At 72.8% G+C, this 14,975-nt stretch carries 18 protein-coding genes; 11 read left to right on the plus strand and 7 right to left on the minus strand.

The features are described 5' to 3' along the window. The first annotated feature begins 23 nt into the window (after nucleotides 1-23). Nucleotides 24-584, plus strand: a complete 561-nt coding sequence (locus WFH25_RS04235; protein ID WP_092388127.1) for a sigma-70 family RNA polymerase sigma factor — start codon at nucleotides 24-26, stop codon at nucleotides 582-584. Nucleotides 585-609: 25 nt separating this feature from the next. After that, nucleotides 610-1,392 (plus strand): endonuclease/exonuclease/phosphatase family protein, encoded by a 783-nt coding sequence (locus WFH25_RS04240; protein ID WP_071303320.1) that lies wholly within the window; start codon nucleotides 610-612, stop codon nucleotides 1,390-1,392. Nucleotides 1,393-1,401: 9 nt separating this feature from the next. Here the strand turns inward: WFH25_RS04240 and WFH25_RS04245 are convergent, their stop codons facing one another. Beyond that, a complete protein-coding gene (locus tag WFH25_RS04245; RefSeq protein WP_336696909.1) occupies nucleotides 1,402-2,214 on the minus strand; it encodes a hypothetical protein in 813 nt (270 codons plus the stop codon). A 194-nt stretch (nucleotides 2,215-2,408) separates the two neighbouring features. Between WFH25_RS04245 and WFH25_RS04250 the strand changes: the two genes are divergently transcribed. Further along, nucleotides 2,409-3,320: an SDR family oxidoreductase gene (locus WFH25_RS04250; RefSeq protein ID WP_071296596.1), complete on the plus strand. Its 912-nt coding sequence runs from the start codon at nucleotides 2,409-2,411 to the stop codon at nucleotides 3,318-3,320. A 65-nt stretch (nucleotides 3,321-3,385) separates the two neighbouring features. Here WFH25_RS04250 and WFH25_RS04255 read toward each other — a convergent pair whose 3' ends face one another. Continuing rightward, entirely contained in the window at nucleotides 3,386-3,709 is a 324-nt protein-coding gene (locus WFH25_RS04255; RefSeq protein ID WP_336696910.1) for a hypothetical protein, read from the minus strand. A 168-nt stretch (nucleotides 3,710-3,877) separates the two neighbouring features. On the opposite strand from WFH25_RS04255, the gene WFH25_RS04260 reads away from it, so the two are divergent. Continuing rightward, on the plus strand, nucleotides 3,878-4,552 hold the full coding sequence (locus tag WFH25_RS04260; protein WP_261646553.1) for a TetR/AcrR family transcriptional regulator: 675 nt from the start codon (nucleotides 3,878-3,880) through the stop codon (nucleotides 4,550-4,552). A 148-nt stretch (nucleotides 4,553-4,700) separates the two neighbouring features. On the opposite strand, the gene WFH25_RS04265 is transcribed toward WFH25_RS04260, so the two are convergent. From WFH25_RS04265 to WFH25_RS04275, 3 genes are all read right to left on the minus strand, one after another. Next, complete coding sequence (locus tag WFH25_RS04265; protein ID WP_071296545.1) at nucleotides 4,701-6,206, minus strand: threonine/serine ThrE exporter family protein; 1,506 nt, start codon at nucleotides 6,204-6,206, stop codon at nucleotides 4,701-4,703. 52 nt (nucleotides 6,207-6,258) lie between these two features. Next, nucleotides 6,259-6,516 (minus strand): hypothetical protein, encoded by a 258-nt coding sequence (locus WFH25_RS04270; protein ID WP_071303322.1) that lies wholly within the window; start codon nucleotides 6,514-6,516, stop codon nucleotides 6,259-6,261. Nucleotides 6,517-6,622: 106 nt separating this feature from the next. After that, entirely contained in the window at nucleotides 6,623-7,063 is a 441-nt protein-coding gene (locus WFH25_RS04275; protein WP_071303323.1) for an OsmC family peroxiredoxin, read from the minus strand. Nucleotides 7,064-7,338: 275 nt separating this feature from the next. Between WFH25_RS04275 and WFH25_RS04280 the strand changes: the two genes are divergently transcribed. Continuing rightward, nucleotides 7,339-8,382 carry an NAD(P)-dependent alcohol dehydrogenase gene (locus tag WFH25_RS04280; RefSeq protein ID WP_336696911.1) on the plus strand — a complete coding sequence of 348 codons (1,044 nt, stop codon included), beginning with the start codon at nucleotides 7,339-7,341 and terminating at the stop codon, nucleotides 8,380-8,382. A gap of 19 nt (nucleotides 8,383-8,401) precedes the next feature. Here the strand turns inward: WFH25_RS04280 and WFH25_RS04285 are convergent, their stop codons facing one another. Next, nucleotides 8,402-10,294, minus strand: coding sequence for a gamma-glutamyltransferase family protein (locus tag WFH25_RS04285; RefSeq protein ID WP_336696912.1), 1,893 nt, complete (start codon nucleotides 10,292-10,294; stop codon nucleotides 8,402-8,404). A gap of 27 nt (nucleotides 10,295-10,321) precedes the next feature. Beyond that, nucleotides 10,322-11,161, minus strand: a complete 840-nt coding sequence (locus tag WFH25_RS04290) for a sulfite exporter TauE/SafE family protein (protein ID WP_336696913.1) — start codon at nucleotides 11,159-11,161, stop codon at nucleotides 10,322-10,324. Nucleotides 11,162-11,237: 76 nt separating this feature from the next. On the opposite strand from WFH25_RS04290, the gene WFH25_RS04295 reads away from it, so the two are divergent. From WFH25_RS04295 to WFH25_RS04320, 6 genes are all read left to right on the plus strand, one after another. Continuing rightward, nucleotides 11,238-11,993, plus strand: coding sequence for an AraC family transcriptional regulator (locus WFH25_RS04295; protein ID WP_336696914.1), 756 nt, complete (start codon nucleotides 11,238-11,240; stop codon nucleotides 11,991-11,993). A gap of 79 nt (nucleotides 11,994-12,072) precedes the next feature. Further along, nucleotides 12,073-12,462, plus strand: a complete 390-nt coding sequence (locus WFH25_RS04300) for an ArsR/SmtB family transcription factor (protein WP_071303328.1) — start codon at nucleotides 12,073-12,075, stop codon at nucleotides 12,460-12,462. After that, on the plus strand, nucleotides 12,459-12,935 hold the full coding sequence (locus WFH25_RS04305) for an SRPBCC family protein (protein WP_070417228.1): 477 nt from the start codon (nucleotides 12,459-12,461) through the stop codon (nucleotides 12,933-12,935). Before WFH25_RS04300 ends, WFH25_RS04305 begins: the two co-directional genes overlap by 4 nt. 153 nt (nucleotides 12,936-13,088) lie before the next feature. Beyond that, nucleotides 13,089-14,285, plus strand: coding sequence for a peptidoglycan DD-metalloendopeptidase family protein (locus tag WFH25_RS04310; RefSeq protein WP_336696915.1), 1,197 nt, complete (start codon nucleotides 13,089-13,091; stop codon nucleotides 14,283-14,285). 63 nt (nucleotides 14,286-14,348) lie between these two features. Beyond that, complete coding sequence (locus tag WFH25_RS04315) at nucleotides 14,349-14,558, plus strand: ribonuclease PH (RefSeq protein WP_336696916.1); 210 nt, start codon at nucleotides 14,349-14,351, stop codon at nucleotides 14,556-14,558. Continuing rightward, on the plus strand, nucleotides 14,555-14,956 hold the full coding sequence (locus WFH25_RS04320; RefSeq protein WP_229085795.1) for a sigma factor-like helix-turn-helix DNA-binding protein: 402 nt from the start codon (nucleotides 14,555-14,557) through the stop codon (nucleotides 14,954-14,956). Before WFH25_RS04315 ends, WFH25_RS04320 begins: the two co-directional genes overlap by 4 nt. Nucleotides 14,957-14,975 lie beyond the last annotated feature (19 nt).

A 14,975-nucleotide genomic window follows, 5' to 3' on the forward strand; every position in this document is an offset into this window, starting at 1 on the left:
TTGCAGTATGTGACATTCGAGTCGTGAACGACGAACTCCTCGCCAAGCGCGACGAAGAACGCATGCTCCTGCTCGCGGTGGCCGCCGGTGACCGGGCCGCCTTCACCCGGCTGCACGACCGCTTCCGACCGCTCGTCGAGCGGTACGTCCGCCACCAGCTCGTCGATGCGTGGCAGGCGGAAGAGGTCGTGCAGGACGTCTTCCTCGAGATCTGGCAGATCGCCGACCGGTTCGACCCGGCGCACTCGGCCATCGCGTGGATCCGCACGATCGCGCAGCGCCGGGCGATCGACCGGGTCCGGAAGAGCCGGGCGGACCGTGACCGCGACCTGCGGATCGGTACCAGGGACGCCGACCTCGTGGACCACTCGAGCGTGGAACGGGCCGAGAGCGTCCTCGACCGTGCCGAGCTCCGCCGCGCCGTCGCCGCGCTCCCCGGGCGCCAGCGCGACGCCGTCGTCCTCCGACACCTGGTGGGGATGACCGGGCCCGAGGTCGCCGCGCGGCTCGGGGTCCCGGTCGGCACCGCCAAGACCCGGGCGCGCGACGGGGTCATCGCACTGCGGCGGGTCATGGTGCCCTGAGCGCGCCCGTCGGTAGGTTCGACGGGTGAGCAACGCAGCGCGTCCGATCACCCTGATGACCTACAACGTCAAGAACCCGGATCCGGCCCACGACTGGCCCGCCCGGTTGCCGGTACTGCTCGACGTGGTCCGGCGGCACGACCCCGACCTCGTGTGTGTCCAGGAGGCCTTCGCGCACCAGCTGGACGACCTCCGCGCCGGTCTGCCCGACCACGGCGACGTCGGCCAGGGGCGCGAGGGCGGCACGGCCGGTGAGCACGCGGCCGTCTTCTTCCGTCGCAGCCGACTCCGGCCGATCGACGAGGGCGCCTTCTGGCTCTCGGACACCCCGGACGAGCCCGTGTCGAACACCTGGGGGAGCCTGTTCCCCCGAGTGGCGAACCACGCGCGGTTCCTCGACGCCGAGGGCGAGGCGTTCACGCTCCTGACGACGCACCTCGACCACGAGGTCGGACCGCACGGGGACGACGTCCGGGCGCGGAGCGCGGCGCTCATCGTCGAACGCCTGAGCACGGCGGACGGCCCGGTCATCGTGGCGGGGGACTGCAACGAGCCGGCCGGAGCGGGACCTGCGTCGCGGGTGCTCGTCGAGGCCGGGTTCGAGGACGCCTGGCTGGTCGGTGGCGACCCGGCGGACCGGACGGCCACCTTCAACGACTGGCAGCCGCCGGTCGACTCCGGGGAGCGCATCGACTGGGTGTTCACCCGGGGGATCGCCGGCGTCGACCGCGTCGTCATCGACCACGACGGCCCGGAGACGTGGTTCGCGAGCGATCACTTCCCGGTGGTGGCGACGCTGCGGGTCTGACCGGGCCGGTCAGCAGGTGCGCTTGGCGTGCACCGGCATCGGCGACCCGAGCACCGTGACCGTGGTGTCGTCGGTCAGGGCGGAGACGCCGTTCGTCCCGAGGTCGGCGGCAGCGGACTCCGTGTCCGTGTCGGACGGCGTGCTCGTGTCCGTCTCGGTGCCCGTGCCGCGGCTGTCGGGCGGGCTCGCGGTGTCGTGCTGCGGGGCCCACCCGGGCTCGAGCAGGAGCTGGAACGCACGGGCGTCCGCGGAGCCGAACGACATCCGGTCGGACTTCGGGGCGTCCCGGATCGCCGTGCGGATGTCGTCGCCCACCTGGACACCGTCGGGTCCGGTCAGTTCGACGTCGCCGCCGAAACGGGACCGCACCGTCTCGCGCAGGACGCGGATCTCCACCGCGTTGCCGGCAGCGGCCGGGGACGTCAGGGCAGCCACGCGGACCGCCCCGCCCCACGTGTAGGTCGTCCCGGCGGGGAAGCACGCGCCGCCGTCCCCCTCGGCCGTCTGCGTGCGCGACGCGGTGCCGAGCAGGCGGTTCAGCAGGCTGACCGTCGTGCGGGAGTCGCGCATCGACGCCTCGGTCACGGTCTTGTCGCCGCGCCGGAACACGAGCGATTCGGCGTCGAGCTCGATCGAGTCGACCCGCTTGAGCTTCGCGTTCGTGACCCGGACGGGCTCGTGGCGCACCGGGTCCGGTCCGAGCTCGGCCGCACTCGCGGGGGTCGCTGCGACCCCGGTCCCGACCGTGCCGTCGACGGCGACCGTGCCGGCCGAGAAGGCGAGCACGGCGGCGCTCAACGCCAGCACGGTCCGGAAGGTCACCACTCGACGGTACGACGCCCGACCCGTCTGGACGACGGGTGTTACCGAATCGGAGCCTGGTCGTCACCGGACCGTGACATTCGTCGGTGACGCGTCACATGCCCTCGGCAAGCCCCGCCGACGGGGGCCTGTCGGCCGAACGGGGGACAGCCTCCTGGACGGTGCGGGGGCACCGCGTGCGTACCGTCGGCGGCATGACGGACCAGCAGATCGACCAGTACAGCATGCAGGACCCGACGAAGATGTACGCCGACAAGAAGCCCGACGAGCAGTACCTCGAGGGTGCCGGCACGGACGAGGAGATGGCGGAGAACGTCCCGGCCGACCACGGCGAGGACACCTACCGCGGCTCCGGTCGACTCACCGGTCGCAAGGCGCTCATCACCGGCGGTGACTCGGGCATCGGGGCCGCCGTCGCGATCGCCTACGCACGAGAGGGTGCCGACGTCGCGATCTCGTACCTCCCCGAGGAGCAGGAGGACGCCGACCGGATCATCGCCCTCGTCGAGGCCGCCGGTCGCAAGGCTGTCGCCCTGCCCGGTGACATCACCTCGCTCGCGACCTGCGAGCAGCTCGTGGCGGACGCCGTCGAGCAGCTCGGCGGGCTCGACATCCTCGTGAACAACGCGGGCAAGCAGCAGAACGTGTCCTCGATCGAGGACATCTCGGACGAGGAGTTCGACGAGACGTTCAAGACCAACGTCTACGCGACGTTCCGGATCACGAAGGCGGCCGTGCCGCACCTGCAGCCGGGATCGACCATCATCAACACGACCTCGATCCAGGCGTACGCGCCGTCGCCGCACCTGGTGCACTACGCGGCGACGAAGTCGACCGTGAACAACCTCGCGAAGGGCCTCGCCGCGCAGCTCGCGCCGAAGGGCATCCGCGTGAACGCCGTCGCACCGGGGCCGATCTGGACCCCGCTCCAGCCCGCCGGTGGCCAGCCGCCGGAGGCCCTGCCGTCCGCCGGTGAGCAGACCTACCTCGGCCGCTGGGGTCAGCCGGCCGAGCTCGCGCCCGCGTACGTGTTCCTGGCGAGCGGCGAGTCGTCGTACGTCGTGGGTGAGACGCTCCACGTCGACGGGGGCATGCCGACGCCGTAGTCGCGACCCGGCGACGGACGGGAGGGACGGTGCCAGCTGGCACCGTCCCTCCCGACAATCAATCGTCAGCAGGGCGCGGTGCAGGTGCGCGCCAGGCGCTCGAGCAGTTCGCGCGCGGACAGCGCCGCGGCCAGCTCGACCTCGACCGGGTTGATGCCGACGGCCCGTTCGAACGCGCGGCGCCGGGCCTGGTCGGCGATCGGGACCTCGGGGCGCTGCGGGAGCGCGGCGATCGCCCGGGCTGCGGCGTCGAACGCGCCGGTCGGCCGCCCGAGTTGCTGCCACATGGTCCGGACGTCGTGGGCGACCTGATCCGGGTCGCCGCCGAACTCGAAGCCGGCCGAGGCCATGGTCGCCAGTCCCTGCGCGGTGGGGTCGTTCGGGGTCATGACGGCATCGTCACACGGATGACCGCGAACGCGCTGCGAACCGCGTCGCTTGTCCCCCGACATGCCGACACCCGGACCGGGGATTCTGGTGTCCCCCGATCTCCGTTTGGATGGACCTGCCCCCAGGGGCGACACGGACAGGACGTCCGGGGACCGACGGAGGGCACGATGCTCGAACACACCAGCGCGGACACGCAGGCGGCAGCCGCCGCGGCCGCGACCCTGCACCTGCGGATCACGATCGTGGGGGCGACCGTCGACCTGCTGCGGGACGTGCCCTTCCACGAGGCCGATGCGGGACTCGTCGCCCAGCGACTGGGGATCACCGTCGAGGAGCTCCGGCAGCACTTCCCCTCGTGGGACGGACTCGTGCTCGCCGCCGTCGACCGGTGGAACGGCGGCCGCATGGACGAGGTCGCGCGCGAGGTCGGGGACGGCTCGACCGTCCAGCTCCTGCGCGGGATCGTCGCGTCGAACGCCGAGGACCCGGCGCTCATGCGGCTCCTCGTGGCGCTGCTCTCGGTCGCGGGCAACCCGCAGCACCCCATGGCGTCGTACCTCCGGTCGCGCTACCAGCTCTTCTACGCGCAGATCAAGCGTGGCCTCGAGCACGACATCGCGGTCGGTCGGGCACCGCACACGATGGACCCGCGCCGAGGGGCCGAGCAGCTCATCGCGCTGTACGAGGGACTCCAGCTGCAGGCGTTGCTGCGGTCGGACCTCGACCTCGTGCCGGCGTTCGACCGGGCCGTCGCGCGGCTCGAGCGGGGCTGGATGGAGCGGTACGAGCCGCAGGCGGCCCGGCGGCTCTCGACGTGGAGCGACGGCGGCTGGGAGCTCTGACGCCGCGCCGCGGTGCGCGGCCCCGCGGTCTCACGGGCTGGGCGACACTTCACGCGCGCCGAGGCCCGTGAGATGTCGCCCAGCCCGTGAAGTCGGCGGCTGGCCGGCTCGCCGGCCGGCCGGCCGGCGCGGCGCCGGCGCCAGCCCGTCAGCGCGGGCGCGGCCCCCGCGGCACCGAGCCGTTGCCGGGGTCGTAGCCCGAGTCGCGGATGACCTTGATCGCCGTCGTGTCGTTGTGCACCGAGTGCACGACCACCCGCCGGGACCGCCGGAGCGCCCGCCGTGCCCCCGGCGTCGCCACGAGGCCGCCGAGGACCAGCCCCGCCCCGATCGCCAGCGCGACCGAGACCGCCGCGACGAAGTCCAGCGCGGCACTCGACGACCCGGACATGAAGTTGAGCAGCGCGTTCGACACCGCGACACCGGGCAGCAGGGCGCCGCAGAACGCCGGCACGGAGATCGCCGCCACCGCCGTCCGCATCCGCGCGGCCGCGATCGTCGCGAGGACGCCCAGCAGCACGGCGGCGAGGAACGTCGCACCGAGCAACGGGATGCCGAGCTCCCGGAGGCCCCGCAGCGCGGCACCGGCGGCGACCGAGAAGACCACCGCGACCGGGATCACCCGCGCGCTGGCCTGCTGCACGAAGCAGTTCGCCGCGGCCGACACCACGGTGAGCAGCAGTGACGCCCACAGCGGCAGCGTCTGCGTGACGATGCCGGACGGGTCGACCTCGATCCGGAGCCACTTCGTCACGGCGATGCCCGCGGGCACCCCGACCACGATCGCGGCGATGACGAGCCCGATGTAGAATGCCCGGGCCACCGCCATCGCCCGGAAGCCCGATATCGCGTCCTGCGCCCAGGTGACGAGCGACGGGTGCGGGAGCAGGAGCACCACGAGCGCGGCCACCATCGTCGCCGCCTGCCCCGGGTGCAGCACACCCGCCCAGATCGCGAGGGTGCCGATCGCCGACGCCACCGCACCCTGCGCGCCGGAGACGAAGAACTGCGGGAAGCCCCGGCCGGTCAGCCACCGGCCCGAGACGATGATCCCGAGCATGAGCACGAAGGCGCCGAGTCCGGCACGCCAACCGCCGCCGGCCTGCATCGCGATCGAGATACCGAGGATCGACAGCCCCACGTCGGCCGTCCACCGCGGCCAGCGCGGCGGGAGCCGGAGCACCGCGACCAGGGCGCTCACGGCAGAGGTCATGTCGCGCTCGTCGTGCACGAGGTCGTCGACGATCTGGTTCGCCCGCGCCAGGCGGTCGAGGTCGGATCCGTCCGACTGCACCGTGCGGACCTTCACGAGCGGCGGGTGGTCGGCCGGTGCGTACTGGATCGTCACCGAGCTGCCGGAGAAGTCGAGGTCGAGCGGCGCCAGGTTCCACTTCGTCGACACCGCCACGACGGCCGTCTCGACGCTGCGGGTGTCCGCACCGGACGCGAGCATCACCTCGGCGAGGTCGAGGCAGAAGTCCACGATCTGCACCGGCGAGTACTGCTCGAGCGGTCGGGTGTCGGGGACGACTTCTTCGTAGATGGTGCCGCGGAGGCGTGCCCGGGCGTCGCGGATGTCGTGCTGCGCGAGGCTCCGGACGCGTGGCCGTGGTGGACGCCCGGGTCTGGCTCCGGGGAGGGACTGCTCGGCCATCACGCCATCGTGCCAGGCGCGCTCCGCCGAGTCCGGACGCGCGCTGAACGCCTCAGCGCGGGCGACGGACGCTCAGCCGACCGGCGGCGAACGCGGCGACCACGGCGCCCACGACGACGAGCAGCTGACCCACGACCCGCTGCCACGAGTTGGTCCCCGCGACGAAGGCGTAGTCCGACAGTGGGGCGTACGCGAACCACCCGAACGCGGCCGGCGGCGCGGAGGCCGCGACCACGAGTCCCGCGACCACGGCGACGAGTCCCGCCCAGAACGCGATGCCGGTCGGGGTGGCGAAGAGACGTCGGATCACGTCGGCCAGCGTACGTGGTGACGGACGGGAGGCGGGGGGGCGGCGGGGGCCCCCCCGCCCCCGCGCCTCCAGTCCGTCATCAGGTGACGGCTCCCGCGTCGCTCGCCTACTGCTCGAACGTCGCGTGCAGCGTGATGTCGACGCCGGTGAGTGCCTTGCTGACGGGGCAGGTGGCCTTGGCGTCCTCGGCGGCCTTGAGGAAGGCCGCCTCGTCGATGCCGGAGACCTCGCCGTTCACGGTGAGGACGATGCCGGTGAGCTTGAACCCGCCCGCGCTGTCCGGGCCGAGCGAGACGTCGGCCTTGACGTCGAGTGCCTCGACCGTGCCGCCGGCCTCGCCGAGGACGGCGGAGAACTGCATGGCGTAGCACGCGGAGTGCGCGGCGGCGATGAGCTCCTCGGGGCTGGTGGTGCCGTCGGCGTCCTCGGCGGCGCGCTTCGGGAACGAGACGTCGTACGTGCCGACCTTCGAACTGGAGAGCTCGACCTGGCCGGTGCCGTCCTCGAGGCCGCCGTTCCAAGCAGTGCGTGCGGTGCGCGTGGGCATGGCCGCTCCTTTCGTGTGGGGGATCGGTCCCGATCGGGACCGCCGACGCCGAGTCAATCAGAGAACGACCGTTCTCGCATCGGCTCTCGGGGAAGACGCAGGTCTGCACGACGATCGGGCGCATGGGGGACAGTGGTGGTCGGCCGATCGCGTCCGGGCGGGGCCCGCTTCGACCACGGGCTCTTCGCCGGTCGTGCGGCGGTCCGGCCCGATGCGCAACACGTGTCGCCCTGAACGACGGGTGTAATCTGGAGGGCGTTCAAAGGAGACCCACCATGCGCGCCGTCGTGTTCGAACAGTTCCAGACGTTCCCGTCCCTCAAGGACGTCCCGAAGCCCACCCCGGGTCCGGGGGAGGTGCTCCTCAAGGTCGCCGGTGCCGGTGCCTGCCACTCGGACGTCGCCGTCTACCGCGAGTTCCAGGCGGGGCAGCCGGGCGCACAGCAGCCCCCGTTCGTCCTCGGGCACGAGAACTCGGGTTGGGTCGAGGAACTCGGCGACGGCGTCTCCGGCTTCACGGTGGGCGACGCCTACCTCGTCTACGGCCCGGTCGGCTGCGGGCACTGCTCGTACTGCTCGAAGGGGCAGGACACCTACTGCGAGAACGCTGCCACGAACCCGTACATGGGCATCGGCCTCGGGCGCGACGGCGGCATGGCGGAGTACGTCACCGTGCCGGCGCGCAACCTCGTGCCGCTCGGCGACGCCGACCCCGTCGCCGCCGCACCGCTCAGCGACGCGGCCCTCACGCCGTACCACGCGATCAAGAACTCCCTGCCGAACCTGGCCGGCGGCGGCAAGTACGCCCTCGTCGTCGGACTCGGCGGCCTCGGCCAGATCGCCGTGCAGATCCTCACGGCGCTCACCGGTGCGACCGTCATCGCGACGGACATGAAGCAGGACGCGATGGACCGCGCTGCTGCCCGCGGGGCGATCACGGTGCCGGGCGGCCCGGACCAGGCCGCTGCGATCCGCGAGATCACCGGCGGCCGCGGGGTGGACGCCGCGTTCGACTTCGTCGGGGCGACGCCGACGATCACGGTCACCCAGGCGTCGATGGCCGTCGGCGGCCGGTTCACCGTCGTCGGGATCGCCGGTGGCACCACCGAGTGGAACTTCTTCCGGACGCCGTACGAGTCGACCATCACGAACACGTACTGGGGCACCATCGAGGACCTGCACGAGGTCGTCGCGATGTACCGGGCGGGGCAGATCGTCCCCGACGTCGAGCGCTACGCCCTGTCCGACGCGCTCGAGGCGTACCGGAAGCTCGAGGCCGGCGAGCTCTCGGGCCGCGCGGTGGTCGTCCCGACGCTCTGACCCACTCGCCTCGGGGCGGTCAGCGTCCGGCGGCGTAGCCCTGCGCGCCCCGCGAGTTCGCCGCAGCGCCGAGCACGCCGGTCGCGGGGTCCCGCGTCACGCAGGACAGCCGCCCGAGTGCCCAGTCGCCCGCCCGGGTGACGACGTGCCCGCGGGCCTCGAGGCCGGCGATCACGTCGTCCCCGAGGCGGTCCTCGACCACGAGCCCCGCCGGTTCCCACGTGCGCGGCCAGAACGACCCCGGGAACGACGTCGTGTGCAGCGCGGGGGCGTCGATCGCCTGCTGCGGGGAGTACCCGCCGACGATCCACCGCAGCAGGAACAGCAGCTGCCACTGGTCCTGCTGGTCGCCGCCGGGTGAGCCGAGCGCGGCGACCGGTTCGCCGTCGCGGAGCACCAGCGTCGGGGTGAGTGTGGTGCGCGGGCGCTCGCCGGGGCGCAGCGTCGACGCCGTGCCCGGTTCGAGCCAGGTCATCTGCAGCCGGGTGCCGAGGCAGAAGCCGAGCTCGGGGATCGTCGGGGACGACTGCAGCCAGCCACCGGACGGGGTCGCGCTGACGATGTTGCCCCAGCGGTCGACGACGTCGATGTGGCAGGTGTCGCCGCGGGTCTCGCCGTCCGGGGCGACGAACGGCTCGCCGCGGTCCTCGACGGGAGCGGCGGGTGCAGCAGGCACGGCGGGTGCGGCAGCCGCGCCGGGTGCGCGGTCCCGAGCGACCTGCACGGTCGGTTCGCCGAGCCCCGCCGCGGCACCGGTCGCGTACGACGTCCGGACCGGCGGCATGGCGTGCACGACCCCGTCGACCGTCCCCGGACGCAGTTCGGCCGACGCACGCTCGCCGATCAGTGCCCGGCGCGCGTCGGTGTACTCGTCCGAGAGCAGCACGTCGAGGGGCACGTCCCCGTCACCGTAGAACGCCTCGCGGTCGGCAAGCGCGAGCTTCAGGGCCTCGGCGATCGTGTGCGCGCCGAGCTCGGTCGAGGGGTCGAGCCGGGCGTCGTCGAGCGGTTCGAGCAGCCGGAGGGTCTGCAGGAGCGCCGGGCCCTGACCCCACGGGCCGGTCTTCGCGATCGTGCAGCCGCGGAACGCCGCCGTCGTCGCGGGTTCGTAGGACGCCCGGAACGCCGCGAGGTCCGACGCTCGGATCACCCCGGCGTGGTCGGTCACGGACGCGTGCCGGTGCGGTTCGCGGACGAACCGGTCGATCGCCTCGGCGACGAAGCCCTCGGCCCACTCGCCGCGGGCGGCGTCGATGCGGGCGGTCCGGGTGTCGGCGTCGGCACCGGCGGCGACGAGCCGCTCGAACACCGAGGCGAGCGCCTCGTTGCGTACCAGTTCCCCGGGGACGGGCACCGCGCCTCCTGGCATCCACTGCGCTGCGGAGGTGGGCCAGTGCTGCCGGAACAAATCCTGCACGGCGGTGATCGTCCGGACCACCGCGGGCGTGACGGGGTGGCCGTCGCGTGCGTAGCCGACCGCCGGTGCGAGCACGTCCGCGAGCTCCCACGTGCCGTGGTCGCGGAGCAGCAGGAGCCAGGCGTCGACGGCGCCGGGGACGGTGGCGGCGAGGGCACCGGAACCGGGGACGAGGTCGAGGCCCTCGGCGCGGTAGTGCTCCGGCGTCGCGCCGGCCGGGGCCGGACCCTGCCCGACGAGCACCGCCGGCGTCGGGTCCGTGGCGGTGGCGAACACCGCGGTGAGATCGCCTCCGGGGCCGTTCAGGTGCGGTTCGACGACCTGCAGGACGAACGCCCCCGCGACCGCTGCGTCGAAGGCGTTCCCGCCGCGCTCGAGGACGGACTGCGCCGTGGCGGTCGCGATCCAGTGCGTGGCCGCCGCCGTGCCGAACGTGCCGCGGATGTCCGGGCGGGTGGGGTGTGCGGTGGGCGGCGTGAACGCGGGGTTCGGCATGCTCCCATCCTGTCCCCGCGGTCCCGATCAGGCGACAGCCACGGCGACACCGGCGGCGACGAGCAGCACGAGGTACCCCCACGCGTGCACGGCTTCGGGCAGGTGCGGGGGACGGCGTCGGAGCAGGACGATGACCGGCACGGCGCCGAGGAGCAGCGCTGCCGCCGCCCGGACGTCCACGGCGCCGACGAGGCCCGCCGCGTGCAGGCCCCCGGCGGGCACGAGCAGCGTCGCGATGGTCGCGGGCAGGGCGATCGCGAGGGTGAGCGGGTTCGCCAGGGTCGTCGCGGCGGACATCGTCGCACCCGCTCGGCGCATCACCGGGACGGTCATCACGCTGCCGCCGACCCCGAGGAACGCCGCGGCGGCACCGATCGGCAGGCCCGCCACCGTCGGCAGGCCGCCACCGGTCGGGACGCCGGCGGCGGTCGCCGGGCCCGCGGTCGACTGCACGGACGGGTCCGGGGCGCCGGGGCGTGCACGGCCGGGACGGAGGAACCCCGGGCGCAGCACGAGGTCCGCGACCGTGACGGCGAGGTAGACGACGAAGCCCCACCGGATCAGCACGTCGGGGGCGAACCGGGCCGCCGCGACGCCGACGACCCCACCGCCGCCGAGCAGCAGGAAGAGCGTCCACCGGCCCCGGAGCGGCGCGAGCGCAGCCCGCCGCGCGGACGCGGTCGCCACCGCGGCGTTGACGAGCATCACGAGCGCGGAGGTCGCCGTCGCCACCCGGACGGCGTCCCCGCCGAGCGCGGCGTCCGCCACCGTGATGATCGGCACGGTGACGAACCCGCCGCCGAAGCCGAAGAGGACGGTGGTGACCCCGACGAGGACACCGATGAGGACGAGCACGACGAACGACACCCCTCCATCACAGCCGGAAGGGGAGCGGCGGACGATCGCATGTGCGGCAACTTCCTTCGAGACCTAGCCTTGCCGTGTGCGCAACGTGTCCGTGGCCGACTTCGACGGCCTCCCCGTGGACGTCCTGCCGATCGGCACCGACTACCCGCCCGACCACCTGCTCGCCCGGCACGAGCACCGGCGGGCACAGCTGCTCTACGGCGCGAGCGGGGTGATGCTCGTCGAGACCGGCGAGGGGTCGTGGACGGTGCCGACCGACCGCGCCGTGCTCATCCCCGCGGGCGTCGCGCACGAGGTGCGGATGCTCGACGTCACGACGTGGAGCCTCTACGTCGAGCCCGACGCCGTCCCGTGGTGGCCGACCGTCTGCACCGTCGTCGAGGTCGGCCCGCTCCTGCGCGAGGTCCTCCGCGCCGCGAACGCGCTCGAGGTCCCCTACGACGAGGCCGGTCGGGACGCGGTGCTCGTCCGGCTCGCCCTGCACGAGCTGCAGCGGGTGGCGCCGATCCCGCTCACCGTGTCCCTGCCGCCGCACGGGGTCCTCCGCGAGCTGTGTCGTTCCTACCTGGCAGCCCCGGACGTCCACGTGACGAACGCGGACTGGGCGCGCGCGGCCTCCGTGTCCGAGCGCACCCTCGATCGGCACTTCCGCGAGGCGACGGGCGTGGGGCCCGCGGGCTGGCGGGTCCGTGCGCGTCTGTTGTCGAGCCTCCCGGCCCTCCGGCGGTCGAGCGTGACGGACGTCGCGGGCCGGCTCGGGTACGCCACCCCGGCGGCGTTCACTGCCGCCTTCACGAAGGCGTTCGGTGCGCCGCCGTCGCGGTTCCGGTGAGGGGCTTGCGCAGGACCGAGCACGCACCCATACTGAACCCAGCGGTTAATTAACCGCAGGGTTCACCGAGGAGGCGACGATGGAGACCGATCGCACCGACGCCGTCCTGTCGGCGCTCGCCGACCCCATCCGTCGCCGCATCGTCGAACGACTCGGCAGGGGCGAAGCCACCGTCACCGACCTCTCGGCACCGTTCGACGTCAGTGCGCCGGCGATCTCCCGGCACCTCGGCATCCTCGAACGCGCCGGCCTCATCACCCGCGAACGGCACGGCACCTGGCGCACGTGCCGCCTCCGGCAGGAGGCCGTCGACGAGCTCGGCACCTGGGTGGGCCGGTTGCGGCCCGACTGGGACCGCCGGTTCGACAGCCTGGAGGCGCTGCTCGCCTCCCAGCGACCGCCCGCCCCGGTGGGTGGCGCGTCCACCGCACCGACCGTCACGTCCGTCGACCACCAGGAGCAGTCATGACCGAACAGTTCACCGCCCACGCCACGCACCGGTTCGCGTACCCCGTCGCGGACGTCTACCGCGCCTTCGTCGACCCCACCCTGCTCGCGCTGTGGTTCGGGCCGCTCGGCTTCCACGTCCCGGCAGCCACCGTCGAGGTCGACGCCCGGGCCGGCGGGGCGTGGAACCTGACGATGGTGAGCAACGACAACCCCGAGTGGACGTCGCCGGTGACCTCGGTGCTCGAGCAGATCGAGGAGAACCGGATCATCGTCGGCACCTCGACCGCCCAGGGGATCCCCGGGATCGAGGACGGGACGCCGCTGTCCCTCACGCTCGAGTTCGCCGAGGACGGCGACGGCACGATCGTCACGCTCACCCAGGGCCCCTTCCCCGAGGTCATGCGCGACATGAACATCGCCGGTTGGACGCAGTCGTTCCACAAGCTCGAGGCGCTGCTGGGGTCGCCGAAGGAGTTCCTCCAGGCCCCGTGACGACGGCCGTTGCCCCCGGAACTGGGGTTGTCCGGTCCGGGCAACGGGGGTTGTGGACTCGTCACGAAAAGGTGACCATCGTTCGGCGGCGTGTCGAGAGCACGTCGCCGAACGGCCGCGCAGGGGCTCGGCCGGTTCCAGATCAGGGGTTCCATGACCAGCACACCGTCCTCCGTCGCGCACGCACGCCGACTCCCTCGACTCGCCGCCGCGGTCGTGGCCATCGCCGTCGTCGCCGGCGGTGTCGTCGGGATCGCCGAACCGGCGTCCGCCGCCGTCGTCCACAAGGGCTCCGTCCCGGCCGGCACGACGCTCCAGCCCGGGGACTCGGTGACCTCGCCGAACGGGCAGTTCCGGCTGATCCTGCAGGGCGACGGCAACCTCGTCGAGTACGGCGTCGGGAACCAGGTGCTCTGGGCCTCGAACACCTCGAACCAGCCCGGCGCGATCGTGACGATCGGCCGCAACCGGGCCGTCGACCTGCTGCGGGGCGGGAAGCGGATCGTCCGCTGGGCCTCGGCCGGCACCGCGCAGTCCACGTCGTTCGCCGTCCGCGCCGACGGCACGATGGGGCTCTACTCCGGCAAGACCGCGATCGTGAACTGGACGAGCCAGCAGGGCACGGTCCCCGCCGGCAACTCGATCTACTCCGGCACCGTGCTCAGCTCCGACACCAGCGGTGCCCGTCGTCTCTCCATGCAGGCCGACGGCAACCTCGTGCAGACCGTGAACCGCAAGGTCGTCTGGCAGTCCGGCACCGCCGGCCACAAGGGCGCGTGGGCCGAGCTGCGCAAGGACGGCAACTTCGCCGTCGTCGGCCGCGACGCCGCCCAGAAGAAGGTCACGCTCTGGAACTCGCGGACCGGAACGGCCGGCGCCGGCACGCTCATGGTGCAGGTGGACGGCAACGTCGTGCTCTACGGCGGCAAGGACACCCGGGTGTGGTCGACGAAGCCCGTCACCGGCATGATGTGGCCGGTCGCGAGCACGAAGATCTCCGGGCGCTACGGCGACGACCGCGGGGCCGGACACGTCCCGCGCTACCACCAGGGTGCCGATGCCCCGGTCGCGGTGGGCACGCCCGTGTACGCCTCCGGGACCGGCACCGTGACGAGCACCGTCGCGAACAACGCCTCGTACGGCAACTACATCGTCGTGAGCTACGGCAACGTCACCGTGCTCACGGCGCACCTCAGCAAGATCGAGGTCAAGCAGGGGCAGATCGTGTCCGTGCGGAGCGAGATCGGGCGGTCCGGGAACACCGGGCAGTCGACGGGGCCGCACGTGCACGTGGAGACGCGGCGGGCGGGGTCGCTCTTCGATCCGTTGACGCTGCTGCACTTCCGCTGACGCAAGCCGCTGGTATCGTCTAACGCGCTTGACTTGATGCGTCAAGGGCGTTAGACATATGCTGTGAAGGGTCAGGCGGTCCTCAAACGAATCAAGATCGCCGCGCGCAGAGCAGGCCTGGATCATCGCGAGATCGAGTTGACCAACCACACGGGTGTGATCGTCGGGAGTACTCGGAGCACGATCGGGCGGCACACCGAGATCGCAGACGGCACTGCGCGAGCGTTCTTCAAGCAGTTCGAGCAGGAGCTCGGAAAGGGGTGGTGGCGATGACCTACACGTCACACGCGCACCGAGACGGCGGTTGGTGGGTCGTGCAGAACGACCAGCACCCGGGCGCCATCTCGCAGGTCAAGCGACTCGACCTCGCCGCCGCAGCGCAGCGCGAGGCGATCGCGTTCGTGGCGGACGTCGACCAGGCGGACGTCGTGGTCGTCATCCGCGCTGAGCTCGAGCCGACCCTCGCCCGATCCCTCGAAGAAGCGACCGCGCTCCGGGCAGAGGCCGAAGCCAAGGAAGCGCGTGCGCTCTCCCTCCGCCGGGCGATCGCCGTGGCGTTGCAGGGCGACGGCATGACCTTGCGCGACATCGCGGTCGTGCTCGGCGTCTCGTACCAGCGCGTGCACCAGCTGGTGCACGAGGACGACTCTGCGGTGGCGGTCGCCTCCTGACGGCTGAGCCGTTCCTCCA

It is taken from the genome of Curtobacterium sp. USHLN213 (genome assembly GCF_037144815.1).
In the GTDB taxonomy this organism is placed as follows: Bacteria; Actinomycetota; Actinomycetes; order Actinomycetales; family Microbacteriaceae; genus Curtobacterium.